General features: G+C 72.2%; 19 protein-coding genes and 2 pseudogenes. 9 read left to right on the plus strand and 12 right to left on the minus strand.

Going from position 1 to position 24,622, the window contains the following annotated elements:
• Nucleotides 1–238: 238 nt before the first annotated feature.
• Nucleotides 239–2,815, minus strand: a complete 2,577-nt coding sequence (locus ACIPM1_RS19220) for a SpoIIE family protein phosphatase (RefSeq protein ID WP_402436119.1) — start codon at nucleotides 2,813–2,815, stop codon at nucleotides 239–241.
• A 285-nt stretch (nucleotides 2,816–3,100) separates the two neighbouring features.
• Complete coding sequence (locus tag ACIPM1_RS19225; protein ID WP_402436122.1) at nucleotides 3,101–3,901, minus strand: sugar phosphate isomerase/epimerase family protein; 801 nt, start codon at nucleotides 3,899–3,901, stop codon at nucleotides 3,101–3,103.
• 480 nt (nucleotides 3,902–4,381) lie between these two features.
• Here ACIPM1_RS19225 and ACIPM1_RS19230 point away from each other — a divergent pair, with 480 nt between their 5' ends.
• Nucleotides 4,382–5,182: a CAP domain-containing protein gene (locus ACIPM1_RS19230; RefSeq protein WP_402435990.1), complete on the plus strand. Its 801-nt coding sequence runs from the start codon at nucleotides 4,382–4,384 to the stop codon at nucleotides 5,180–5,182.
• Between the two features lie 40 nt (nucleotides 5,183–5,222).
• Here the strand turns inward: ACIPM1_RS19230 and ACIPM1_RS19235 are convergent, their stop codons facing one another.
• Nucleotides 5,223–6,284 (minus strand): LacI family DNA-binding transcriptional regulator, encoded by a 1,062-nt coding sequence (locus ACIPM1_RS19235; RefSeq protein WP_402435993.1) that lies wholly within the window; start codon nucleotides 6,282–6,284, stop codon nucleotides 5,223–5,225.
• Between the two features lie 325 nt (nucleotides 6,285–6,609).
• On the opposite strand from ACIPM1_RS19235, the gene ACIPM1_RS19240 reads away from it, so the two are divergent.
• The gene (locus tag ACIPM1_RS19240) at nucleotides 6,610–7,161 is read left to right on the plus strand and encodes a hypothetical protein (protein WP_402435996.1); all 552 of its coding nucleotides are present in this window, start codon (nucleotides 6,610–6,612) and stop codon (nucleotides 7,159–7,161) included.
• 182 nt (nucleotides 7,162–7,343) lie between these two features.
• On the opposite strand, the gene rbsD is transcribed toward ACIPM1_RS19240, so the two are convergent.
• The 7 genes and pseudogenes from rbsD to ACIPM1_RS19275 form a co-directional block, all read right to left on the minus strand.
• Entirely contained in the window at nucleotides 7,344–7,733 is a 390-nt protein-coding gene (rbsD, locus tag ACIPM1_RS19245) for a D-ribose pyranase (RefSeq protein WP_402435999.1), read from the minus strand.
• Nucleotides 7,730–8,632, minus strand: coding sequence for a ribokinase (locus ACIPM1_RS19250; protein WP_402436003.1), 903 nt, complete (start codon nucleotides 8,630–8,632; stop codon nucleotides 7,730–7,732). The genes rbsD and ACIPM1_RS19250 overlap by 4 nt, the downstream gene beginning before the upstream one ends.
• Nucleotides 8,633–8,718: 86 nt before the next feature.
• The gene (locus tag ACIPM1_RS19255; protein WP_402436006.1) at nucleotides 8,719–10,671 is read right to left on the minus strand and encodes a substrate-binding domain-containing protein; all 1,953 of its coding nucleotides are present in this window, start codon (nucleotides 10,669–10,671) and stop codon (nucleotides 8,719–8,721) included.
• Complete coding sequence (locus tag ACIPM1_RS19260; RefSeq protein ID WP_402436009.1) at nucleotides 10,661–12,229, minus strand: sugar ABC transporter ATP-binding protein; 1,569 nt, start codon at nucleotides 12,227–12,229, stop codon at nucleotides 10,661–10,663. Before ACIPM1_RS19260 ends, ACIPM1_RS19255 begins: the two co-directional genes overlap by 11 nt.
• Complete coding sequence (locus ACIPM1_RS19265) at nucleotides 12,226–13,272, minus strand: LacI family DNA-binding transcriptional regulator (protein WP_402436012.1); 1,047 nt, start codon at nucleotides 13,270–13,272, stop codon at nucleotides 12,226–12,228. The genes ACIPM1_RS19260 and ACIPM1_RS19265 overlap by 4 nt, the downstream gene beginning before the upstream one ends.
• A gap of 195 nt (nucleotides 13,273–13,467) precedes the next feature.
• Nucleotides 13,468–14,086: pseudogene (locus tag ACIPM1_RS19270) on the minus strand (hypothetical protein).
• Between the two features lie 33 nt (nucleotides 14,087–14,119).
• Nucleotides 14,120–14,524, minus strand: coding sequence for an ATP-binding protein (locus tag ACIPM1_RS19275; RefSeq protein WP_402436015.1), 405 nt, complete (start codon nucleotides 14,522–14,524; stop codon nucleotides 14,120–14,122).
• Between the two features lie 207 nt (nucleotides 14,525–14,731).
• Here ACIPM1_RS19275 and ACIPM1_RS19280 point away from each other — a divergent pair, with 207 nt between their 5' ends.
• The 4 genes from ACIPM1_RS19280 to ACIPM1_RS19295 all read left to right on the plus strand — a co-directional run bounded on the left by ACIPM1_RS19280 (nucleotide 14,732) and on the right by ACIPM1_RS19295 (nucleotide 19,604).
• Nucleotides 14,732–15,574 (plus strand): helix-turn-helix domain-containing protein, encoded by an 843-nt coding sequence (locus ACIPM1_RS19280; protein WP_402436018.1) that lies wholly within the window; start codon nucleotides 14,732–14,734, stop codon nucleotides 15,572–15,574.
• 8 nt (nucleotides 15,575–15,582) lie between these two features.
• Nucleotides 15,583–15,777, plus strand: coding sequence for a DUF397 domain-containing protein (locus tag ACIPM1_RS19285; RefSeq protein WP_402436021.1), 195 nt, complete (start codon nucleotides 15,583–15,585; stop codon nucleotides 15,775–15,777).
• A gap of 44 nt (nucleotides 15,778–15,821) precedes the next feature.
• A complete protein-coding gene (locus ACIPM1_RS19290; protein WP_402436024.1) occupies nucleotides 15,822–18,074 on the plus strand; it encodes an ATP-dependent RecD-like DNA helicase in 2,253 nt (750 codons plus the stop codon).
• A 240-nt stretch (nucleotides 18,075–18,314) separates the two neighbouring features.
• Entirely contained in the window at nucleotides 18,315–19,604 is a 1,290-nt protein-coding gene (locus ACIPM1_RS19295) for a citrate synthase (protein WP_356192495.1), read from the plus strand.
• Nucleotides 19,605–20,229: 625 nt separating this feature from the next.
• On the opposite strand, the gene ACIPM1_RS19300 is transcribed toward ACIPM1_RS19295, so the two are convergent.
• Nucleotides 20,230–20,469: a heavy-metal-associated domain-containing protein gene (locus tag ACIPM1_RS19300; RefSeq protein WP_402436028.1), complete on the minus strand. Its 240-nt coding sequence runs from the start codon at nucleotides 20,467–20,469 to the stop codon at nucleotides 20,230–20,232.
• Between the two features lie 144 nt (nucleotides 20,470–20,613).
• On the opposite strand from ACIPM1_RS19300, the gene ACIPM1_RS19305 reads away from it, so the two are divergent.
• Nucleotides 20,614–21,657, plus strand: coding sequence for a zinc-dependent alcohol dehydrogenase family protein (locus ACIPM1_RS19305; protein ID WP_402436031.1), 1,044 nt, complete (start codon nucleotides 20,614–20,616; stop codon nucleotides 21,655–21,657).
• Nucleotides 21,658–21,828: 171 nt separating this feature from the next.
• Here ACIPM1_RS19305 and ACIPM1_RS19310 read toward each other — a convergent pair whose 3' ends face one another.
• On the minus strand, nucleotides 21,829–22,029 hold the full coding sequence (locus tag ACIPM1_RS19310) for a helix-turn-helix transcriptional regulator (RefSeq protein WP_402436034.1): 201 nt from the start codon (nucleotides 22,027–22,029) through the stop codon (nucleotides 21,829–21,831).
• A 597-nt stretch (nucleotides 22,030–22,626) separates the two neighbouring features.
• Here ACIPM1_RS19310 and ACIPM1_RS19315 point away from each other — a divergent pair.
• Both ACIPM1_RS19315 and mmsA read left to right on the plus strand, forming a co-directional pair.
• Nucleotides 22,627–22,827, plus strand: a pseudogene (locus tag ACIPM1_RS19315) (3D-(3,5/4)-trihydroxycyclohexane-1,2-dione acylhydrolase (decyclizing)); the annotation flags it as partial.
• 14 nt (nucleotides 22,828–22,841) lie between these two features.
• A complete protein-coding gene (mmsA, locus tag ACIPM1_RS19320) occupies nucleotides 22,842–24,344 on the plus strand; it encodes a CoA-acylating methylmalonate-semialdehyde dehydrogenase (protein WP_402436037.1) in 1,503 nt (500 codons plus the stop codon).
• Nucleotides 24,345–24,622 lie beyond the last annotated feature (278 nt).

A 24,622-nucleotide genomic window follows, 5' to 3' on the forward strand; every position in this document is an offset into this window, starting at 1 on the left:
GCGCGAGTGTCGGAGGGCAGGGCTTGGGCGCGCCCGGAGGACGGCGCCGTGGGACTCGCCGCGCCGGCGCGGACGGTGAAGGGCAGGGACCGGGCCGATCGGAGGACGGTACGGGACCGCTCGGAGGACGGTGCGGGGCCGCTCGGAGGACGGTGCGGGGCCGCTCGGAGGGCGGTGCGGGGCGGCCCCGGGAGCGGCGCGCGGCGGCCGCGGAGGGCGGTGTTGCGGGGGCGGGTGCTCAGCCGAGCGGGCGGCTGGCGGGTTGCGGGGGTGGTTCCGGCCCCGGCTCGCCGGGCGCGGGTTCCTCCGGACGGTCCGCCGCCGACCGGGCCCGCTGCCCGGTCCGGGGTGTCGTCGCCGGGCCGGGCAGCGATACCAGGAGCAGGGTCACGTCGTCGTCGTGTGCCTCCGTGTCCGGGATCAGCGTCTCGACGAGCCGGTCCGCGGCCCGGTCGAGGGCGTCGGGACCGGCGGGGGCGTCCTCCAGCGCGCTGCCGAGGGCGTGGGCGAGGAGGTCGATCTGGGCGTCGATGTCGGTGCCGGGCCGCTCGACCAGCCCGTCGGTGTAGAGGGCGAGCGTGCTGCCCGGCGCCAGCGGCAGCGTCACCGCCCGGTACGGCGTGCCGCCGCCCGGCTCGTTGACGCCGAGGGGCACGTCGACCGGCACGGGAAGCCGCCGGGCGGGACCGCCGGGCGGCACCGCGATGACCGGCAGGTGCCCCGCCGAGCAGAGGGTGACCTCGTCCGTCTCCTGGTCGATCACCAGGTAGCAGCAGGTGACGAGCTGATCCGCCAGGTCGGCGACGAACGCGTCCAGCCCGGCCATGACCCGGCCGGGCGCCATGCCCGTACGGGCCAGGGCGTGGGTGGCGGCCCGCAACTGGCCCATGACGGCGGCCGCCTCCAGGCCCCGTCCCATCACGTCGCCGATGACGACGCCCGTGCGGTGCTCGTCCAGGGGGACGAGGTCGAACCAGTCGCCGCCGACCCCGGGGTCCTGGAGGGAGGCCAGGTACCGGTGGGCGCTGGGCAGGTGCGCCAGACGGGGCGGCTCGCCCATGAGGCTGTGCTGCAAGGTGTAGGCGATGCGCCGCTGCTGCTCGTAGCGCTCGGCGCGTTCGGCCTCGGCCTGCCTGCGTTCGGTGATGTCCCGGACGGTCAGGAAGACCAGGGTGTCCTGTTCGGCCTGCAGGGTGCTGACGCTCACCTCGGCCGGGAACTCGCTGCCGTCGCCGCGCAGCCCGTACAGGCCCCGGTCCACGACCGTCGGCTCGGGATCGCGCAGCCGCAGGTACGCGTCGAGGAGCGCGGTGTGGTGCCGGCGCCGCGAGCAGGGCACGAGCTCGTGCACGCTGCCGCCGACGAGATCGCGCGGATTGCGGCCGAACAGCGGCTCCACCTGGGCGTTGGCCAGGACGACGACGCCGTCGCCGTCGGTGATGAGGGTGGCGTCGGGAGCGGACTCCAGCAGGGCGAGGAAGCGCTGGGTGGACCGCGCGACCTCGCGCTGCGCCGCGACCCGGTCGTCGATGTCGGTGGCGATCCCGCACACGGCGTAGGGGCGGCCGGACGGGTCGGTGAGCGCGAAGAGGGTGGTCAGGTAGTGCCGCGGCGCCTCCGCCACCCCGAGGAGGTCCTCACGCTGAACGGGCGTGCCCCGGGCGAGCATGTCCAGGTCGGCGGCGCGCGCGTGCCGGGCGGCCTCCGGCGGCAGCACGTCCTCGTCCCGGCGGCCCAGCGCGTGCCGGCGGGAGACGCCCGTGCTCTCCTCCCACCGGGTGTTGACGGCCAGGAAACGGCCGTCGAGATCCTTGATGAACACGACCGCGGGCGTGTGGTCCATGAACGCCTGGAGCAGTTCGTTCTGCCGCACCTGCCACTCGGCGCGGGCGTGCGCCACCTCGACCCGGCGGCCCACCGCCAGCGCGGCGAAACTCACCGCGGTGAACACCGCCACCTGGCCGCACACCAGCAGCGCGGTGGCCAGATGCTCCTCGTACAGCCCCGCGTGCTGGCCGGCCAGCACGATCCAGCCCAGCAGCGGCGGAGCGACCAGGATGGCGGCGAGCAGCCGGCGGCCCAGCGCGCCCGTGGTCCCGACGTTCGTCACCAGCCCGGCGGGGCCCTCGTCCGGCCGGGCCAGGAAGGCCGCGACGCCCAGCAGCACCATGGCCAGCGCGGTGTGCAGGGCCATGCCCCGGAAGGCGCCGAGCCGGTCCAATTGCGGTACGTCGTAGAGGAACCCGTAGAACCGGAGCATGCCCAGGGCGAGGACGGTCAGCCCCGGGATCTGGGCCGTCCAGGCCGGCATTCTGGCCGTGCTCCCGCACAGCGCCGCCCCGCCGCCGAGCATCAGCGCCCCGGCCGTGGTCGGCGCCATGCGCCCGGGCGCCAACGTCTCCACCTGGGCCGTGTTGTCCTTGAACAGCAGCTCGTCGATGCCCAGGTTCCTCCCGGTGGCGTACTCGAGGAGGGTCAGGGCGCCGATCACGACGGCCAGGGCGGCGGCCGCGCGGGCCGCCGCGACCGCCGGCCGGGAGGTGGGGGCGCGGGCCACCACGAACAGGGAGAGACCCAGCGCCAGCAGGGCCACCGCGGTGTCCGCCTTCATGGACGCGGTCACGCCCGGGAGCACGCTCTTCAGGACCTCGACGCCGAGGATCCAGCCGGACAGGCCCACCGCGCCGAGGGCGGCGGCCACCAGGGCGGCGACCTGCGCCACCACGCGGGCGGCGGTCAGGCCGGGGTCGTGGAACGGCAGACCCTCCGCTCCCGGGGCCGCGGGCCCCGTGGGTCCCCGCCGCTGTGCGCGCATCACGGGCTCTCTGTCCTTCGGGGACGAAATGTCTTAGATCCGTATCAACAGCTTAAATAGTGCGGCTGGGACACGACCGGGACACATACGTCCACTCGCGCGCTCAAGGGCCGGTGGGAGCGCCTCACGAGATCCCTGGAACGCCTCACGAGCCCCTGTGGAGCGCCCCACGGGCCCGTGGGAACCTCTCACGGAACCCCGCGGTGAACCCCTCACGGAACCTCGCGGTGCGCCCCACGGACCCCGGAGGAGCCCTTCACGGAACCCCGTGGAGCACCCGACGGCTCACGCCGAGTCGCTGAGCAGCCGGACCAGGTGCTCCCGGCCGGGGCCGAGCAGATCCGGCAGCGGCGCGGCGGCCTCGTGCCACCGCTTCTCGTACTCCCAGCACAGCCAGCCGTCCCAGCCGTTGCGGGAGAGGACGTCCACGCACTCGGTGAGCGGCAGCACGCCGGCGCCGAGCGGCAGCGGGGTGGTGTCGTCGGCCGAGGCGATGTCCTTGACCTGGACGTAGCCGAGGTAGGGGGAGAGGGCCGCGAAGGTCTCCTGCGGCTGCTCGCCGCCCAGCCAGGTGTGCATCACGTCCCAGAGCGCGCCCACGTTGCGGTGGCCGACCGTGCCGAGCACGCGGAGCGCGTCGGCGCCGGTGCGGTGCGAGTCGTGGGTCTCCAGCAGGACCCGCACGCCGAGGTCTGCGGCGTACTGGGCGGCCGTGCCCAGGCGGCCGGCCGCGATGGCGTCGGCGTCCTCCGGGCTCTGCTCGGGCGCGGCGCCGGGGAGGACGCGGACGAAGGGAGCGCCCAGGTCGTGGGCCAGGTCGACGAGGCCGCGGATCTCGGCGACCACGGGGCCGTCGTCACCCGGCGCGGCCACGCGCGCGTATCCCCCGAGCCCAAGGATCTCGACCCCCTGGGCCTTGAACTCCGTGACGACCCGGTCCCGCTCGGCCTGGTCGACGCCGGGGTGCACGGGCTCCTCGGGATGGGCGCGCAGTTCGACTCCGTGATAGCCGTGGGCGGCCGCGAGCCGGACCACGTCCGGTATCGGAAGGCCGGGGACACCGAGGGTGGAGAACGCCAGCTTCATGCTCACGGACCCTACTCGCCGCACCCCGGCGGCGCCTGTCGTCGCCGGGGTGTTTCGCACGGGTCGAGGCCGGTCGGCGGCGGGAACGGAGGCTGCGGTTCCGTGAGGTCGGTCACAGGGGTGTCGGCGATTAGGGGTGCGGGATAGTAGACGGCGACCCAGGTGACATAGTCGGCTATGTCCGGCTTGGTGTGACCTGGCGCGGCGCCGGACGCGACGGCGTCCCGCCTCTCCGCCGCGCCCGCCGACTTCTCCCGCCCGGCACCGTACTGACGGGGCGTCGCCTCCACGCTTGGGCCGCGGAGGGCGCGCCCACCCGCCGCCGACCCTCGGCAAGATCCACCGCGCGCCTACGAGGGTCGATAGTAGAAGCGCCCTTTGCGCCGGGTCCGGGGCCGTCCCAAGAATGACGATCCGCAAGGCGTCACCGCAGACCGGAAGCGGAGTTCGAGCCTCGGCGATCACCGAGTGAGGTCACGCATGGGCAAGCATCGCAAGGACAGCCGCTACCGGCGCATAGTCGTCGCCGCCGTCGCCGTGGGCGCCGTGGGCGTGCCGTCCGTGGCCATGGCCTGCGTCGACTGGCAGGACGCCGGCGGGAGCACGTCCGCCGCCGCGAGGGACACCTCCCGGGACTGGTGGAACGACGGCGACCTGTACCGCGCCTGGAGCACCGGCGCGGGCGGCGGGCAGTCGGCGGCTCCGACCCCCTCCGCGCGCCCTTCGAAGACGGCCGGGCACCGCCACGGGCCGAAGGCCGTCGAGCCGTCGCGGCGGACCGGGCACCACACCCCCGGGGCCACCGCGTCCCACCCCGCCGCGAAGGCCACGACCTCCGCTCCCACGGCCTCCACCCCCGCGGCCGCCGCGTCGCCGAGCACCCCGAAGCCCACCGCCACGGCGTCCGGGGTCGCCGCCCGCATCGTGGAACTCGTCAACGCCGAGCGCGCCAAGGCCGGTTGCTCGCCCGTGACGCTGAACGCGACCCTGACCAAAGCCGCCCAGGCGCACAGCGAGGACATGGCCGCCCACCAGAACATGTCGCACACCGGCTCCGACGGCTCCTCCCCGGGTGACCGGATCACGCGGGCCGGCTACGACTGGAGCACCTACGGCGAGAACGTCGCCTACGGCTACTCCACCGCCGACCAGGTCATGTCCGGCTGGATGTCCAGCCCCGGCCACCGGGCCAACATCCTGAACTGCTCCTTCAAGGAGATCGGCGTGGGCCACGCCGGCCCCGGCGACTACTGGACCCAGGACTTCGGGGCCACCCGGTAGGAAGCGCTGAGGGCGGGGGCGTAGGCCGGAAGGCCCGCCACTACGCCCTCGCACCCCCACCCCGGGGCACCCCCGAGGACCCCCGCACCATCAACTCCCCGCGCAGCGTGGCGATCCCGCCGGGCGGGGGCTCCTCGCGCCCCATCGCTATGCGGCCCGCGCGGGCGCCCGCCTCCGCGAGGGGGAGCCGCACCGTGGTCAGCGAGGCCACCGCGTCGACGCTGAAGGGGAGGTCGTCGAAGCCCGCCACCGAGACGTCCTCCGGGATGCGCAGTCCGGAGTCGCGCAGCGCGGCGCACGCGCCGAGCGCGACGGAGTCGTTCGCGGCGACGACGGCGGTCAACGTCGCGTCCCGGCGCAGGAGTTCCAGCGTCGCCTCGTAGCCGGACCGCCGGTCGTAGCGGCCGTACACCGTCCGGCTCGGGTCCTCCTCGATCCCCGCCGCCGCCAGCGCCGCGCGGTGCCCCTCCAGGCGGTCGCGGGTCGTGGTGCGCTCCTCGGGGCCGGCGAGGTAGCCGAGCCGCCGGTGGCCGAGGCCGATCAGATGGTCCGTGAGCTGACGGGCGCCACCGCGGTTGTCGAAGGCCAGAGCCACCGCGTCGGTGTCCGGTGCCGGCGGCCGGCCGCACAGCACCACCGTCGTCCCGGCCTCCGCCAGCCTGCGCAGCTTCGCCGTCACGGCCGCCGTGTGCGAGGCGTCGTCGACGGCCCCGCCGGTCAGCACCACCGCGGCGGCCCGCTGCCGTTGCAGCAGCGTGAGGTAGGTCAGCTCGCGCTCCGGGGAGCCGCCCGTGTTGCAGACCACCGCCAGCCGTTCCCCGCCCGCCCGGCCCCCCGGACCGCCGATCTCCGACTGGATCGCGCTCGCCATGATCCCGAAGAACGGGTCGGCGATGTCGTTCACCAGGATGCCGACGAGGTCGGAGGTGGCGGCGGCGAGCGCGCTCGCGGGGCCGTTGAGGACGTAGTCCAGCTCGTCGACCGCCTTCAGCACCCGCTCGCGCGTGGTGGCGGCCACCGGGTAGTTGCCGTTCAGCACGCGCGACACCGTCGCGGGCGAGACCTGGGCGCGGGCCGCCACGTCCGCCAGGGTCACCGTCATGTCGTCGTCCTCCGGTCGCGCGTCTGGTCGTACGTCCTCGCCGGCGCGGCCCCGGCTCCCCGCCGCCGGCCACACCCCCACGGCCCGCGGCACCCCCGTCGGCCACGCCGTGCTGCCGACCTTACGGCCCCGGCTCCCTCTCGTTCGACCCCTCGAACAACACGGCGTGGACACGGTCTTGCCCCGGCCGCCGCCCGGCGGCCGGCTTCCTGCGCGGGTGCGCCGACGGGCGCGGGACGGCCGGGAGGCGCCGGCCCGGACCACGCCGCGGTTCGTCGAACACGTGAGTGGAACGCGCAGGGGAGACCCGTGGTCCAATGAGCGCATGACGGACACCGGATCGTCCCTGGGGCCGCTGGAACTCGCGGACGGCCGCTGGGTGGTGGGGGACTCCCGGCGCCCGGGCGGCTCCTGGATCGAGTTCCGCTCGCAGGGGCTGTATCCGCACACCTCGGCCGGTCCGGGGGAGCCGATCCCCTGGTCCAGGATCATGTCGCGGATGCGCCTGACCCTCGGCGGCAGGTACCCGAACAAGGGTGTGTACACGCTGCGGGGCCTGCTCGCCCTGCTGCCGGGGCTCCGGGGCAGCGGCGGCGGCTACCTGCACCTGACCGTGCGCGAGCCGTACGAGGACCGGACGGTGTACTTCGACCGCCACGTCCGGGGCTACCCGGGCGCCCGGCTGATGCTGCTGGAGGAACTCCTGTCGCAGCTCCACGGTGCGGGGGAGACACACCGGCTGGGCGACCCGCACTGGCTGGGCCGCGTGGTCGCGGAGCTGGCGGCGGTGACGCCGTGGACGTTCGGCCGGCTGCACCAGGAGGTCGCGCGGGCGCGCCGGGCGGGGAGCGGACCGGCCCCTGAGCACCGCCCATAAGAAAATCCGGAATCCGTGCAACCTTTCTTGTGCCGCCGGTGTCGTACCTGGCATCAGAACTTCTGGAGGGGGATCTGGGGGGATCGCGGGGGTTCTGATGCAGGAGGGGAAAGCCGAGGGGGCCCGGTCCGACGGACCGGGCCCCCTCGAGGCTTCACGCGCCTGACAGCGCCTGACAGCGCCTAGAAGAACACCCCGCACCGCAGCAGCACGTTCGCGTACGGCCGTGCCTCCCCGGTCCGTACGACCAGACGCGCGCCCGCCGACAGCTCCTTGAGCCGTTCGTGGGGGACGAGCGCGAGACGGGGGAAGTGCCCGTCCAGCAGCGCGGCCGCCGCCGGGTTGGCCCCGCGCACCTCCGCCGCCGCCGTCGCCCCCTCCACCACCAGCTCGGCCAGCAGCCCCTCCAGCACCTCGGCGAAGGACGGCACCCCGGCCCGGAACGCCAGGTCCACGACCCGCGGCCCGTCCGGCACCGGCATCCCCGCGTCGCACACCAGCACCCCGTCGCCGTGGCCCAGTTCGGCCAGCGCGCCGCACAGATGACGGTTCAGGATCCCGGCCTTCTTCATACGGCCGCGACCTCCGCCGCCGTCGGGAAGGACTCCTGCGCCCCCGGCCGGGTGACGGCGGCCGCCCCGACCCGGGCCGCGTACGCGGCCGCCTCGGCCAGGGCCGCGCCCGCGCCCAGCTTCCAGGCCAGCGCGGCCGTGAACGCGTCGCCCGCGCCCGTGGTGTCCACGGCGTCCACCCGCACCGAGGGCACCCGCGTGACCTCCGCGGCGGACGCCACCAGCGCGCCCCGCGCGCCCAGCGTGACCACCACCGAGCGCGGGCCGTGCGCGAGCAGCGCCCGCGCCCAGTCCTCGGGCGCGTCACCGGCGCCGGAGGAGCCCAGGATCACCCTGGCCTCGTGCTCGTTCACGATCAGCGGGTCGCACGCGGCGAGGAGTTCGGGCGGCAGCGCGCGCGGCGGCGACGGGTTGAGCACGAACCGGCTGCCGGGCGCCAGGTTCCGCACCACCTCCACGACCGTCTCCAGCGGGATCTCCAACTGCGCCGAGACCACCCGGGAGGACCGCAGCAGGCGGTCCGCCGACCGGATGTCCTCGGGGGTGAGCCGCCCGTTGGCGCCGGGGGAGACCACGATGCTGTTGTCCCCGGACGGGTCCACCGTGATCAGCGCGACCCCGGTCGGCGCCCCGCCGGCGAGCACGCCCGCCGTGTCGACCCCGGCCGCCCGCTGCGCGTCGAGCAGCAGCCGCCCGTGCGCGTCGTCGCCGACCCGGGCCAGCAGGGCCGTACGGGCCCCGAGCCGGGCGGCCGCGACGGCCTGGTTGGCGCCCTTGCCGCCCGGGTGGACGGCCAGGTCGGAGCCCAGCACGGTCTCCCCGGCGGCGGGCCGCCGCTCGACGCCGATCACCAGGTCGGCGTTGGCCGACCCCACGACCAGGAGGTCGTAGTCGTACATGAGTTGACTCCCCTGAGAGATGACGGGAGGCGGGCGGTCGCCGTGACCGCCCGCCGCCGGGGCCTGTGGTGAGACCGGCCCGATGTTCAGCCGCTGAAGCCGGCCACGTTCTGCTTCGTGACCACCTTGACCGGCACCTTCACCGTCGTGGCGACCTTCCTGCCCTGGACGGCCCGCAGCGCGTTGTCCACCGCGATCCTGCCCAGCTGGCTCGGCTGCTGCGCCACCGACGCGTACAGCGTGCCGTGCTTGACCGCCGTCAGGCCGTCCGGCGTGCCGTCGAACCCGACCACCTGGACCGACTTGCCGGCCTTCGCGCCCAGGGCCTTGACCGCGCCGAGCGCCATCTCGTCGTTGGCGGCGATGACACCCTGGACGTCCGGGTGCGCCTGGAGCAGGTTCGACATCACGTCGAGGCCCTTGGTGCGGTCGAAGTCGGCGGGCTGCTGGGCCACGACCTCTATGCCCGGGTAGTCCTTCAGGCCCTGGGCGAAGCCCGCGGCGCGCTCCCGGGCGGCCGAGGTGCCGGCCTGGCCCTGAAGGATCACGACCTTCCCCTTGCCGCCGAGCTTCTGGGCGATCGTCTTCGCGGCGAGCTCGCCGCCCGCGACGTTGTCGGACGCCACCAGCGCCTTCGTGGTCGCCTTGTTGACGCCCCGGTCGACGGCGATCACCGGGATCTTCGCCTGGCCGGCGGTGCGGACCGACGGACCCGCCGCGTCCGAGTCCACCGGGTTGACGATGATCGCGCCGAGGCCCGAGCTGGTGAAGTTCTGCAGCTGGTTGGCCTGCTGGGAGGCGTCGTTCTGCGCGTCCGTGACCGTGAGGTCCACGCCCAGCTTCTTCGCCTCGGCCTGCGCGCCCGCCCGGATCTGCACGAAGAACGGGTTGTTCAGCGTGGACAGCGACAGGCCCATCTTCGGCGCGGCGGTGGCGGCGGAGCCGGAGTGCAGCAGCGAGGTCGCGGCCACCACGGCCGCGGTGACCACGGCGGCCAGGCCGTACAGGGCGGCCTGTCCGCCCTTTCCGCCCGGGGAGGTGCCGGCGGCGACGGGGGTGGCCCCCGCCTTGCGCCGCACCGTGTCCAGCAGCACCGCCAGCGCGATCACGACACCGATGACGACCTGCTGCCAGAAGGCCGACACCGACAGCAGGTTGAGGCCGTTGCGCAGCACCGCCAGGATCAGCGCGCCGACCAGCGTGCCCGAGGCCTTGCCCGTGCCGCCGGCCAGCGAGGCGCCGCCGATGACGACCGCGGCGATCGCGTCCAGCTCGTAGCCCTGCGCGGCCTGCGGCTGCGCGGAGGACAGCCGGGCGGCGAGCACGATGCCCGCGGCCGCGGCGAACAGCCCGGACAGGGCGTAGATCGCCAGCTTCTGCTTCTTGACCTTCAGACCCGACAGCCGGGCCGCCTCCTCGTTGCCGCCGATCGCGTACATGGAGCGGCCGATGTACGTCCGGCCCAGCACGAACGCCGTGAGCAGGCCCATGACCACCATCACGAGCACCGGCACCGGCAGCCAGCCGCCGAGCGTGTCGCCGAGGTGCGAGACGGAGTCCGGCAGGGCGATGGGGGAGCCCTGCGAGATCACCAGGGACAGACCGCGGCCCACGGACAGCATGGCCAGCGTCGCGATGAACGGCGGCAGCTTCCCGTACGCGATCAGGAAGCCGTTGACCAGGCCGCAGACGATGCCGGTGGCGACGGCGAGGACGACCGCCAGCACCACCGGGACCCCGGCGGAGGTGGCGCTCCAGGCGAGCACGGTGGCCGAGAGCGCCGCCACCGAGCCGACCGACAGGTCGATGCCCGCGGAGACGATCACGAAGGTGACGCCGAAGGCGAGGATGGCGGTGACGGCCGCCTGGACGCCGATGTTGAGCAGGTTGTCCGTCGTCAGGAAGTCGCCGGACAGCGCCGACAGGGCTATGACGAGGACGACGAGCGCGGTGAGCGCGCCGTTGTCGAGCAGGACGCGGCGCAGGCCGCCCCGGGCGCCACCCGCGCCCGTCGCGCTCTTGAGCGTGTCAGTGGCCACGGGTGGCCTCCCGTCCGGTGGTAGGGGTGTGGGGGGACTTGGGGGCGCCGCCGGGGGTCTCCGACGTGCCGGGGGCGCCGACGGCGAGCGCCATCACGGCGTCCTGTGTCGCCTCGGCGGCGGGGAGTTCGCCGGCGATCCGGCCCTGCGCCATCACCAGCACCCGGTCGCTCATGCCGAGCACCTCGGGCAGATCGCTGGAGATCATCAGGACGGCGGCTCCGGCGGCCGTCAGTTCGTTGACGAGCTGGTAGATCTCGACCTTGGCGCCCACGTCGATGCCGCGCGTCGGCTCGTCGAGGATGAGCACCTTGGTGTCGGCCAGCAGCCACTTGCCGATGACGACCTTCTGCTGGTTGCCGCCGGACAGCGTCCGCACGTGCTGCCCGAGCCCGGCCATCCGCACCCCGAGCTGCCCGGCGATCCGCTCGGCCGCCGCGTGCTGCCCCTTGCGGTCGACGAGCCCGGCGCGGGTCGCCGAACGCAGGGTCACCAGGCCGAGGTTCTCCTCGACGGAGGCGTCCAGCACGAGCCCCTGGCCCTTGCGGTCCTCCGGCACCAGCCCGATCCCGGCGGCCATGGCCGCGCCCACGTCGTGGCGGCGCAGCGCGGCGCCGCCGACCCGCACCGCGCCCCGGTCGTAGGGGTCGGCCCCGAAGACCGCGCGGACGACCTCGGTGCGCCCGGCGCCGACGAGCCCCGCGACACCGACGACCTCACCGGCGCGCACCTCGAAGCTGACGTCGTGGAAGACGCCGTCCCGGGTCAGTCCCTCGACGGTGAGCAGCGCGGAACCGGTCTCGGCGCGCTCGCGCGGGTACTGCTGCTCGATGGACCGCCCCACCATGAGCCGTACCAGCTCGTCCTCGGGGGTGGACGCGGGTACCTGGCCGACGCTCCGGCCGTCCCGGATGACCGTGACCCGGTCGCCCAGGGCGGCGATCTCCTCCAGATGGTGGGTGATGAAGACGACGCCCACCCCGTCCGCGCGCAGCGCCCGCACGATCGCGAACAGCTTCTCCACCTCCTCGGAGGTGAGCACGGCGGTCGGCTCGTCCATGATCAGCACGCGCGCGTCCAGGCTGAGCGCCTTGGCGATCTCGACCATCTGGAGCCGGGCGATGCCGAGTTCGCGCACCCGCGCGCGCGGGGACACGTCGACGCCGACCCGCTCCAGCAGGACGGCGGCGTCCGCCTCCATCCGCTTGCGGTCGATCATCCCCAGCCGGCGCGGCTGGCGGCCCAGGAAGATGTTCTCGGCGACCGTCAGATCGGGCACCAGGTTGAACTCCTGGTAGATGGTGGCGATGCCGAGGCGCTCGGAGTCCCCGGCGCCCTGGATGCGCACCTCCTCGCCGTCGACCAGGACACGTCCGGCGTCGGGGGTGTAGGCGCCGGAGAGCATCTTGATGAGGGTGCTCTTGCCCGCGCCGTTCTCACCGAGCAGTACGTGCACCTCGCCGCGGCGCAGATCGAAGTCGACGCCGTCGAGCGCGACCACGCCGGGGAAGGTCTTCCGTATGCCTTCGATGCGCAGCAACTCGTCCGGGTTGCTCACGGAGTGCTCCTTTGCAGGGGGGAGAGCCGCGCAGCGGGGGCCTGCGCGGCGGCCGGCTCGCCGCACGAGCGGCGGACGACGAGCCGGGCGGGGAGGGTGACGGACTGGGGAGGCCGCCCCTCGATGCGGTCCACCAGGGCGCGCACGGCGGCGCGCCCCAGCTCGCCCGTCGGCTGGGCGACCGCGGTGATCGGCGGGTCGGTGTGCACGAACCAGCGGATGTCGTCGAACGCGGCCAGCGCGATGTCGTCGGGCACCCGCAGCCCGCGCGCGCGGAGGGCGTCCAGCGCGCCGAGCGCCATCAGGTTGTCGGCGGCGAAGACGACCTCGGGCGGCTCGGGCAGGTCGAGGAAGCCCTCGGTGACCCGGCGGCCGCTCTCGGCCTGGAAGTCGCCCTGGCCTGTGTAGGCGTCCGGGAGCGGGATGCCGAAGGCGGCCAGGGCCTCGCGGAAGGCGTCGACGCGCTCGCGGCCGGTGGTGGTGGCCGCCGGGCCCGCGATGATGGCGAGCCTGCGGTGCCCCAGCCGGTGCAGGTGCGCGACGAGGTCCCGGACGGCGGCCCGGCCGTCGGAGCGGACCACGGGCACGTCCACCCCCTCGATCCACCGGTCGACGAACACCATCGGCGTCCCCGCGCGGGCGGCGTCCAGCATCAGCGGGGAGCCGCCGTCGGTGGGGGAGACCAGCAGGCCGTCGATCCGGCGGTCCAGCAGGGTCCGTACGTGGTGGTCCTGGAGGTCGGGGCGCTCGTCGGCGTTGCCGATGATCACGCTGTAGCCGAGGGCGCGGGCCTCCTCCTCCACCGAGCGGGCCAGTTCGGTGAAGTACGGGTTCAGCACGTCGCTGATGACCAGGCCGAGGGTGCGGGTCTGGTCGGTGCGCAGGGAACGGGCGACGGCGTTCGGGCGGTAGCCCAGCGACTGGACGGCGGCCAGCACGCGCGCGCGGGCGTCGGCGCTGACCGACGGGTGCTCGTTCAGGACGCGCGAGACCGTGGCGACCGATACGCCCGCCTCGGCGGCGACGTCCTTGATGCTCGCCATCGCCGTTCCACCTCCTCGTGGAATCGATTACACGGAGGATTGGAATCGATTACACGCGCGCAGACAAGGGTGCGTTGCCGAATCGTGATGCGCGCTTGGCGGTGCGGTGGCCTTCGTGCGGAGCTCGCCGGCCGACGTCGCCGGGCGAGCCCGCCGGCCACCCGCTGGACGATGGGCAACCCGGCGGGCGGTCGCTCACTCCCCGGTGAACAGCTCCTGTGCGGCGGTGGCGTGCAGGGCCCGCTGGGCCCAGGTCTCCAGCTGGTCGAGGTCGGTGCAGGCTTCGACCCGCTCGCGGACGTCTTGCGGCACTTGGATGTCGCGCCACTCGAGGATGCGCAGGATCATCTCGCGGCGATCTTCAATGCGGCCCTCTTCCCGGCCTTCCTCTCGCACCTGTTCGGCCAGCGGGTGGCGCCAGAAGTACTGAATCGCCGTCATCAGGTCCCTCCACATCTGCTTCGCCTGGGGTCGGCCAGGCATGAGTCGACGAACTGCACGAAGACCGCGGCGCTGTCGGTGTCGATGGTCCGCAGGGCGGATGCCAGGGACTCCAGTATCGCCGGAGCCTGCGGGCCGCGCCCGTGTGTCATCGCCGAGAGCACCGCAGGTAGGTGCCCTCGTCCGTCTCCGCCCGTAACAGCGTGTCCACACGACGCTCGACCGGTTCGATCTCGGTGAGGTCCACGTTGAGCGCGGCGATCTCCCTGGGCTCGGGAAAAGGCACGTGCAGCACCTTCTGCAGTGCTCTCGTCAGCAGCGCCGGGTCCTTCTGGAAGATCCGGTGCAGTGCCTCGTGCGACGAGCCGACCATCAGCTCTCCTTTCCGTACGACGTGATCAACGAGCTAGGCCGCCGCGAGTTCGCACCACACGTACTTCCCGCGGTCCCCGAAGCGCGCCGAGGGGTGCCAGCCCCAGAAGTCCGCGCACGCCTTCACCAGTCCCAGTCCCCTTCCGTCCTCCGCCTCCGCGACCTGTTCCAGCGGGCGTGGCGGGTCCGGAGGCGCCGGGTCGGTGTCCCACGCCCCGATCCACACGACTCCTTCCGGGGTCCGGCGGACCCGCAGCGCGGCCGGCCCCTTCGTGTGGCGTACGGCGTTGGAGACCAGCTCCGCGGCCAGCAGCTCGGCCGTGTCGACCAGCCCGATCAGGCCGTGGAGGGTGAGGATCAGGCGCAGGGTGCGGCGGCAGACGGTCACGGCTCTGAGGTCGTTGGGGATGTAGAGGGTGTAGTCCCAGGTTTCGGGCATGCGTCATCAACTCCGTTGAGAGGGAGGGGATTTGCCGCAAGGTGGCATTGCCGCGGCCGTCAGGGCAGGACGGAGCGGTGCGCTTCCGCTGCGTGTGCGTTGCGTCACTGAAGGTAGACCTTTATTTACAGACCTAGCAATCAGGTCGCGTAATCTGCCCCCGAACGAGTTGTGCTCGCAGCTGCGTTGGAGCGAGGAGAGCGGTTGATGGGCTTGAGGCGCGAACCAACGGCACGCCAGGTGCGTCTCGGAGCGGAACTGCGCAGACTCCGCGAGGCGGCAGGCCTCAGGGCCCGCGAAGCAGCGGAGTTGCTCGGCGTGAGCTCCGTTCAGATCAACCAGATCGAGTCCGGCCTATCGGGGGTGAGTGAGGTACGGCTGCGCAGTCTCGCCGCCCACTACATGTGCACCGACGAGGACTTGGTCTCGGCCCTCGTGGCCATGGCCACCAGCCGAACGCGTGGCTGGTGGGAGGAGTACCGGTGGCTCTTGCCGAAGCCGTTCCTCGACCTCGCGGAGCTGGAGCATCACGCCACCTACCTCCGCGAGGTGCAGTTTCTCTTCGTCCCCGGCCCCCTTCAGACGGAGGACTACGCCCGTGCAGTCTTCTCTTACCGGGTCCCGGAACTCCCCAGCGACGAGATCGAGTTGCGGGTTCGCCACCGAATGCAGCGCAAGGCCGCCATCGTCGGTACTCCGTTCGAGGCGATCATCCATGAGGCCGCACTGCGCATCATGGTCGGCGACCGAGCCGCCTCGCGGGCCCAGCTCGCCCATCTCCTGGAGCGTGCGGAAACAGAGCACGTCACCGTACGCGTGATTCCCTTCGGTCTGGAGAAGTTCGCGGGCGCTGCGAGCGCCATGACCTATGCGGGAGGGGCCGTGCCGAAGCTGGACACAGTCGTGCGCGACGGCCCGCATGGCGCTGCCTTCATCGACTCGGAAGCCCAGCTCGGTGCGTTTCGAACGCTCTTTCATAAAGTGGAGGCCGTGTCGCTCGACCCCGAGCGCTCGCGCGACTTCATCCACAGGCTGGCGAAGGAGCTTTGAGGCACTCCATGGACATCCCTGACAACTGGCGCAAGTCGTCTTATTCGGGGCCGGGGGACGGAGACTCCTGCGTCGAGATAGCGAACCGCCCCACACACATAGCCGTCCGCGACTCCAAAGTCCCCGCCCGGGCCACCCTCACCTTCCCCGCCCCCGCCTTCACCGCCTTCCTCGAAGACCTCAAGAGGCGCCCCCGCCCGTAAGGCGGACCGTGCCCGTTGTCGGACCCCGCGGGTACCGTCGGACCATGGCGCAACAGGCGGGGAGCGACACGGGCGAACGGCGGCTCGCCGTGGTCGAAGGCGTGCTGGAGCGGGTCACGTACGCCAACGAGGAGAACGGGTACACGGTCGCCCGCGTCGACACCGGCCGCGGCGGCGGTGACCTCCTCACGGTCGTCGGTGCGCTGCTCGGCGCCCAGGTCGGCGAGTCCCTGCGCATGGAGGGCCGTTGGGGATCGCACCCCCAGTACGGCAGGCAGTTCCAGTGCGAGAACTACACGACGGTCCTGCCGGCCACCGTCCAGGGCATCCGCCGCTACCTCGGCTCCGGCCTGGTCAAGGGCATCGGCCCGGTCTTCGCCGACCGCATCACCCAGCACTTCGGCCTGGACACCCTGAAGATCATCGAGGAGGAGCCCAAGCGGCTGATCGAGGTGCCCGGCCTCGGCCCCAAGCGCACCAGGAAGATCGCCGACGCCTGGGAGGAGCAGAAGGCGATCAAGGAGGTCATGCTCTTCCTCCAGACCGTCGAGGTGTCGACGTCGATCGCGGTGCGCATCTACAAGAAGTACGGCGACGCCTCGATCTCGGTGGTGCGGAACCAGCCGTACCGGCTGGCGTCGGACGTCTGGGGCATCGGCTTCCTCACCGCCGACCGGATCGCGCGGTCCGTCGGCATCCCGCACGACAGCCCGGAGCGCGTCAAGGCGGGCCTGCAGTACGCGCTGTCGCAGTCCACCGACCAGGGCCACTGCTTCCTGCCCGAGGAGCGGCTGATCGCGGACGCGGTCAAGCTCCTCCAGGTCGACACCGGCCTCGTCATCGAGTGCCTGGCCGAGCTCGCGGAGCCCGCCGAGGAGGGCGCCGACCCCGGAGTCGTACGGGAGAAGGTGCCCGGCCCGGACGGCGGGGACCCGGTGACGGCGGTCTACCTCGTCCCCTTCCACCGCGCCGAGCTCTCCCTCGCCGCCCAGGTGCTGCGCCTGCTGCGCACGGACGCCGACCGGATGCCGTCCTTCCGACAGGTGGACTGGGACCGGGCGCTGGGCTGGCTGCGCGGCCGTACCGGGGCCGAGCTGGCGCCCGAGCAGGAGGCGGCCGTGCGGCTGGCGCTCACCGAGAAGGTGGCCGTGCTGACCGGCGGCCCCGGCTGCGGCAAGTCCTTCACCGTGCGCTCGATCGTGGAGCTGGCCCGGGCCAGGAAGGCCAAGGTGGTGCTGGCCGCGCCCACCGGCCGGGCCGCCAAGCGGCTGGCCGAGCTGACCGGCGCCGAGGCGTCCACCGTCCACCGCCTGCTGGAGCTCAAGCCCGGCGGGGACGCGGCGTACGACCGGGACCGCCCGCTGGACGCCGACCTGGTGGTCGTGGACGAGGCGTCGATGCTGGACCTGCTGCTGGCCAACAAGCTGGTCAAGGCGGTGCCCCCGGGCGCCCATCTGCTCTTCGTCGGGGACGTGGACCAATTGCCCAGCGTCGGCGCAGGTGAGGTCCTGCGGGATCTGCTGGCCGAGGGCGGCCCGGTCCCCGCCGTCCGCCTCACCCGCGTGTTCCGGCAGGCCCAGCAGTCCGGCGTGGTGACCAACGCGCACCGGATCAACGCGGGGCAGCACCCGGTCACCGACGGCATGAAGGACTTCTTCCTCTTCGTCGAGGACGACACCGAGGAGGCCGGCCGGCTCACCGTGGACGTGGCGGCGCGGCGGATCCCGGCCCGGTTCGGGCTGGATCCGCGCCGGGACGTGCAGGTCCTCGCGCCCATGCACCGCGGCCCGGCGGGCGCCGGCACCCTCAACGGCCTGCTCCAGCAGGCCGTCACACCGGGCCGGCCCGACCTCCCGGAGAAGCGGTTCGGCGGCCGGGTCTTCCGTGTCGGAGACAAGGTCACCCAGGTCCGCAACAATTACGAGAAGGGGAGGAACGGTGTCTTCAACGGCACCGTGGGCGTGGTCACCTCGCTCGACCCGGTCGACCAGCGCCTGACGGTGCTGACGGACGAGGACGAGGAGGTGGCGTACGAGTTCGACGAACTGGACGAGCTGGCCCATGCGTACGCGGTCACCATTCACCGCTCCCAGGGGAGTGAATACCCCGCCGTGGTGATCCCCGTCACCACGGGCGCGTGGATGATGCTGCAGCGCAACCTGCTGTACACGGCGGTGACCCGGGCCAAGAGGCTCGTCGTCCTCGTCGGATCCCGCAAGGCGATCGGACAGGCGGTCCGCACGGTGTCGGCGGGGCGGCGCTGTACCGCCCTCGACCACCGGCTCGCACGGGCCTGAACCGGCCCGAACCAGCCGTCGTGGCCCGGCAATCCAAAAATGATCGATCAAATGAGTCGCAAAGGTCACACAGCACTTCCCGTGACCGGATCGAGCGGGCAGGATGAGCAGGTTGGCGGCACTGAGTGCCGCCAATAGGCCCAATGGTCGACCCCGAGTGCACTCTCCTGAGCCAAATGGGGGATGGTAGAGACAGTCAGGGCACCTCGAAGATGAGGCACTACGTCGGTGAGGGAAGACGTGAGCGACAACTCTGTAGTACTGCGGTACGACGGCAGCGAGTACACCTACCCGGTGATCGACAGCACCGTCGGCGACAAGGGCTTCGACATCGGGAAGCTGCGCGCCCAGACCGGTCTGGTGACCCTGGACAGCGGGTACGGCAACACGGCCGCCTACAAGTCCGCCGTCACCTATCTCGACGGTGAGCAGGGCATCCTCCGCTACCGCGGCTACCCGATCGAGCAGCTGGCGGAGCGCTCCACCTTCCTGGAGGTGGCCTACCTGCTGATCAACGGTGAGCTGCCGACCGTCGACGAGCTCACCACCTTCAAGAACGACATCACGCAGCACACCCTGCTGCACGAGGACGTCAAGAACTTCTACAAGGGCTTCCCGCGCGACGCCCACCCGATGGCGATGCTGTCGTCCGTCGTCTCGGCGCTGTCCACCTTCTACCAGGACAGCCACAACCCGTTCGACGAGAAGCAGCGCAACCTCTCCACCATCCGGCTGCTCGCCAAGCTTCCGACGATCGCCGCGTACGCGTACAAGAAGTCGATCGGTCACCCGTTCGTCTACCCGCGCAACGACCTCGGCTACGTCGAGAACTTCCTGCGCATGACCTTCTCGGTGCCGGCCCAGGAGTACGACCTCGACCCGGTCGTCGTCTCGGCGCTCGACAAGCTGCTGATCCTGCACGCGGACCACGAGCAGAACTGCTCGACCTCCACGGTCCGCCTGGTCGGCTCCTCGCAGGCCAACATGTTCGCGTCGATCTCGGCCGGCATCAACGCCCTGTGGGGCCCGCTGCACGGCGGCGCCAACCAGTCCGTCCTGGAGATGCTGGAGGGCATCCGCGACTCCGGGAACGACGTCGACACCTTCATCCGCAAGGTGAAGAACAAGGAGGACGGCGTCCGCCTGATGGGCTTCGGCCACCGGGTCTACAAGAACTTCGACCCGCGCGCCAAGATCATCAAGGCCGCCGCGCACGACGTGCTCTCGGCCCTGGGCAAGGATGACGAGCTCCTCGACATCGCCCTGAAGCTGGAGGAGCACGCCCTCTCCGACGACTACTTCGTCGAGCGCAAGCTCTACCCGAACGTCGACTTCTACACCGGTCTGATCTACCGGGCCATGGGCTTCCCGACCGAGATGTTCACGGTCCTGTTCGCCCTCGGCCGCCTGCCGGGCTGGATCGCCCAGTGGCACGAGATGATCAAGGAGCCGGGCTCCCGCATCGGCCGCCCGCGCCAGATCTACACGGGCGTGGTCGAGCGCGACTTCGTCCCGGTCGAGGAGCGCTAGGAGCCGAGCGCGCAGCGGGCAAGCGGAAGGCGCCCTGGCGCCGGTCCCCCCACGGGCCGGCGTCCAGGGCGCCTTCCCATGTCCCGGTGCGGATTCCCCCCACGGGATCCGGCCGGGCGTCTATGAGGCCAGCGCCTGAAATCGCTGTGTGAGCAGAACGAGCAGAAGTCGTCGTGCTCCCGCACTTCCGTGCGGTCGTGCCATTGTGCTGTCGTACTGCTGTGCGATCTGCCGGGACGCGCACGCGCGGGAGGGCCGCTCAAAGCTTCCCGGTGTACGTGCCCCGGCAACGCTCCCCCAAGCTCTCAACATCGTGCGAGCAGGGAGGTACCCCCAACTGAGGAAGTCCCCCAAGACATCCTCAGATGCCAGCCAACGCCCCCCAAGACGCTGTCTGACATCGCCAACTTAGACCTTCGAACCCCTTCGATGGTTACGTTCGCATCACTGTGATCTGCATCTCTTGCATCTGTCCGTTTGATGCGCAAGGGCCCCGATACGGTGATCGAGGCTCCAGCGTAAGGAAGATGCGCGAGCCTTGTGAAGAGCTTATGTGAGGCGTGCGTCCGACTCTAGAGGGACTCTTACTTCCACCGCAGTGAAATCGCCCCCGCCGGAGCGCGGTTCAGGCCTTGCCGGCGAGTTCGAAGCCCGCCTCGTCGACGGCGGCGCGCACGGCCTCCTCGTCGAGCGGGGCCGCGGAGACGACCCTGACCTCCCCGGTCGAGGCGAGGGCCTTCACCGAGGTGACGCCGGGCAGCTCCGAGAGCTCGGCGGAGACGGAGCCCTCGCAGTGTCCGCAGCTCATTCCGCGCACCTGGTAGACGGCGGTGACGGTGTCCGGGGTGCCGGTGTGGGCGGTCATGGCATGGCTCCTTGTCGAGGTGGGAGAAACCGGTGTGGCCAACGAGGGGAACTATACCCCTAGGGGGTATGAACTCGCGTCGCCCCGCCGGGCGGGGGCTACCGTTCCGCCTGGGATCCCGGCGGAAGGGCGGCGAGGCGGCGGATGCGGGCTGTGGTGTTCGAGCGGTACGGAGAGCCGGCCGAGGTGCGCGAGGTGCCCGACCCGCGGCCCGCGGAGCACGGGGTCGTGGTGCGGGTCGAGGCGACCGGCCTGTGCCGCAGCGACTGGCACGGATGGATGGGCCACGACTCCGGGATCACGCTCCCGCACGTGCCGGGCCACGAACTCGCCGGGGTGGTCGAGGAGGTGGGCCCCCGCGTGACCCGCTGGCGGGCCGGCGACCGGGTCACCGTCCCCTTCGTCTGCGCCTGCGGCACCTGCCCCGCCTGCGCGGCCGGGGACCAGCAGGTGTGCGAGCGGCAGACCCAGCCCGGCTTCACCCACTGGGGCTCCTTCGCCCAGTACGTCGCGCTCGACCACGCCGACGTCAACCTGGTCGCCGTGCCGGAGGCGCTCTCCTTCGCGACGGCGGCCTCGCTCGGCTGCCGGTTCGCCACCGCGTTCCGCGCGGTGGTGCGGCAGGGCCGGGTCGCGCCCGGCGAATGGGTCGCCGTGCACGGCTGCGGGGGCGTCGGCCTGTCGGCGGTGATGATCGCGGCGGCCTCGGGGGCCCGGGTCGTGGCGGTCGACGTCTCGCCGAAGGCGCTGGAACTGGCGCGGACCTTCGGCGCGGCCGAGTGCCTGGACGCGGCGGCCGCGCCCGACACGGCCGAGCGGATCCGCGAGGTGACCGGCGGGGGCGCCCACCTCTCCCTCGACGCGCTCGGATCCGCGGCCACCTGCGCGGCCTCCGTGAACGGGCTGCGCCGCCGGGGCCGCCACGTCCAGGTCGGCCTGCTGCCCTCCACGACGGGCACGACCCCGGTGCCGATGGCCCGCGCGGTCGCCCTGGAACTGGAACTGCTCGGCAGCCACGGCATGGCCGCGCACGCCTACCCCGAGATGCTGCGCCTGGTCGAGGCCGGCGTCCTGCGCCCCGACCTGCTGGTGACGGCGACCGTCCCGCTCGCGGCGGCCCCCGGCGCGCTGGCGGCGATGGGGGCGGCGCCGGGCTCCGGGGTGACGGTCGTCGAGCCGTGGAACTGAGCCCTCGAGCCGTGGGACCGGCTCAACGAGCCCTGGGACCGGCTCGTCGGGCCGTGGAACTCGCTCGTCGAGCCGTGGGACCGGCTCGTCGGGCCGTGGAGCCGACATGACGGTGCCCCGCGCACGGGCGGGACTCACCGTCACGCAGGGCCGTGGGGGAGGGGCGGCGGGTCAGTCGCCTCCTCGGCTGCGGTTGCGGGGCCGGGAGGCGACCCAGGTCCGGACCGTGTCGGCGTACCAGTAGGGCTTGCCGCTCTCCACGTGGTCGGGCGGGGGCAGCAGGCCGTGCTTGCGGTAGGACCGCACCGTGTCCGGCTGCACCTTGATGTGCGCCGCGATCTCCTTGTACGACCAGAGCCTTCGGTCGGTCATGCGTGGCACCTCCCCGCGCGCGCCGCGGCGGAGGCCGGGTGGGCCGTCGGGGGCGCCGGGCGCTGTGCTGGCGATCACAAAACCTGTGTTCCGAGAACGACCCACGCCGAGGAGCGGCAAGTGCCTGTCGAGGGGGTGTGACGCACAGCCCGCGTACCCGCGACATGTGTGACACGGGCGAGGTCTTTGTGACGGAACAGATGCACAGGACACCCGTGACCGGCGGGGTGACGGGACGGTGGACAGCGGGAGAATGTCTAGTCCGAATGTCCGGACAAAACATTGACAGGGCTCCGTGCCCGGCACTACAACCGGGTAAGGCGACGGGAAAGGGAGCCGATGGCGTACGACCTCGTCACCGGGTGCGGACCGGGGTGGGCTCGTGTCCGCCGCCCGGAGACGGGAAGCAGCACATCCCGGGCCGTGCGGGGGTCCGGCGGGGCCACCGGCCCCGTCCCCGCGCGTTGCGCCACCCGGGTACAGATCGCCTCCGGCGCGGGAGGCCGCTTCGCCCTGGCAGGAGCGAAGTGCGAGCGTCAACTCCCCGCCCGCCACGGCCCCGCGCCGGAGGTTCTCCCCACGGGCACCGTCGAGGTCCAGGGCCTCGCCGACGCCCCGGGGGCGCACACTCCCACATGTGTCTACGCGGGGACCGAAACCGCAGACACAGTGTCGGGCGCGCCCTCGCCGCCGGCCTGGTGGGATGGACCTGTGACCGCGGCCGCGACCCGATCGTCGGCGGCCGGGGCGCATGAGCCGCACGCACGGCACGTCTCGACCCGACGCCGCCACTTGTGAAGGAGTTACCGGGCATGACGAAGATCGTCAACCACTGGATCGGCGGGAAGACCGTCGAAGGCGCCTCGGGTACGTACGGGCCGGTCACCGACCCGGCTACCGGCGAGGTCACCACCAAGGTCGCCTTCGCGACGGTCGACGAGGTGGACGCGGCGGTCGCCGCCGCCAAGGACGCGTTCGCCGGATGGGGCCGGTCCTCGCTGGCCCAGCGCACCTCGATCCTCTTCAAGTTCCGCGCGCTGCTCGACGCGCACCGCGACGAGATCGCCGAGCTGATCACCGCCGAGCACGGCAAGGTGCACTCCGACGCGCTCGGCGAGGTCGCCCGCGGCCTGGAGATCGTCGACCTCGCCTGCGGTATCACCGTGCAGCTCAAGGGCGAGCTGTCCACGCAGGTCGCCAGCCGCGTCGACGTGGCCGCGATCCGGCAGCCGCTGGGCGTGGTCGCGGGCATCACGCCGTTCAACTTCCCGGCGATGGTCCCGATGTGGATGTTCCCGATCGCCATCGCCTGCGGCAACACCTTCGTGCTGAAGCCGAGTGAGAAGGACCCCTCCGCCTCCCTGAAGCTCGCCGAGCTGCTGGCCGAGGCGGGCCTGCCGGACGGCGTGTTCAACGTCGTGCACGGCGACAAGGTGGCGGTGGACCGCCTCCTGGAGCACCCGGACGTCAAGGCCGTGTCCTTCGTCGGCTCCACCCCGATCGCCCGCTACATCCACACCACCGCCTCCGCCAACGGCAAGCGCGTCCAGGCCCTCGGCGGCGCCAAGAACCACATGCTGGTGCTGCCGGACGCCGACCTGGACGCGGCCGCCGACGCCGCCGTCTCGGCCGCCTACGGCTCCGCGGGCGAGCGCTGCATGGCCATCTCCGCGGTCGTCGCGGTCGGCGCCATCGGCGACGAGCTGGTGGAGAAGATCCGCGAGCGCGCCGAGAAGATCAAGATCGGCCCCGGCGCCGACCCGGCCTCCGAGATGGGCCCGCTGATCACCAAGGTCCACCGCGACAAGGTGGCGTCCTACGTCGAGGGCGCGGCGGCCGAGGGCGCCGAGGTGGTGCTCGACGGCACCGGCTTCACGGTGGACGGCTTCGAGGACGGCCACTGGATCGGCATCTCGCTGCTCGACAAGGTGCCGACCAGCGCCAAGGCGTACCAGGACGAGATCTTCGGCCCGGTGCTGTGCGTGCTGCGCGTGGACACCTACGAGGAGGGCGTGGCCCTCATCAACGGCTCGCCGTTCGGCAACGGCACCGCGATCTTCACCCGGGACGGCGGCGCCGCGCGCCGCTTCCAGCTGGAGATCGAGGCCGGCATGGTCGGCGTGAACGTGCCGATCCCGGTGCCGGTGGGCTACCACTCCTTCGGCGGCTGGAAGGACTCCCTCTTCGGCGACCACCACATCTACGGCAACGACGGGACGCACTTCTACACCCGCGGCAAGGTGGTCACCACCCGCTGGCCGGACCCCTCCGAGGCCCCCACGGGTGTCGACCTCGGGTTCCCGCGCAACCACTGAGCGTCACCGAACGCCGTCGTCAGGCCGTCCGTTATGCGGACGGCCTGACATTTTTTTGCCGCCCGTGCTGCGGATGCCGTGCGTGAGGGACGAAAAGGGTGACGCAGGCCACGTGCGGTAATGACCTTGGAAAGCAAGGTCAGATTCCGAACAAGCTTGCTGAATGCCCTGTTGTGGTCTCGAAGCCTGGGAAAGTGATGTCGGCTCTGGCGATCGGCGAGTGCGGATTCCGTAGCCAAACGGCCATTGACGTGGTGGTTTTCGTCGGGGTTCCATTC

The organism is Streptomyces sp. NPDC086766, assembly GCF_044746005.1.
In the GTDB taxonomy this organism is placed as follows: domain Bacteria; phylum Actinomycetota; class Actinomycetes; order Streptomycetales; family Streptomycetaceae; genus Streptomyces.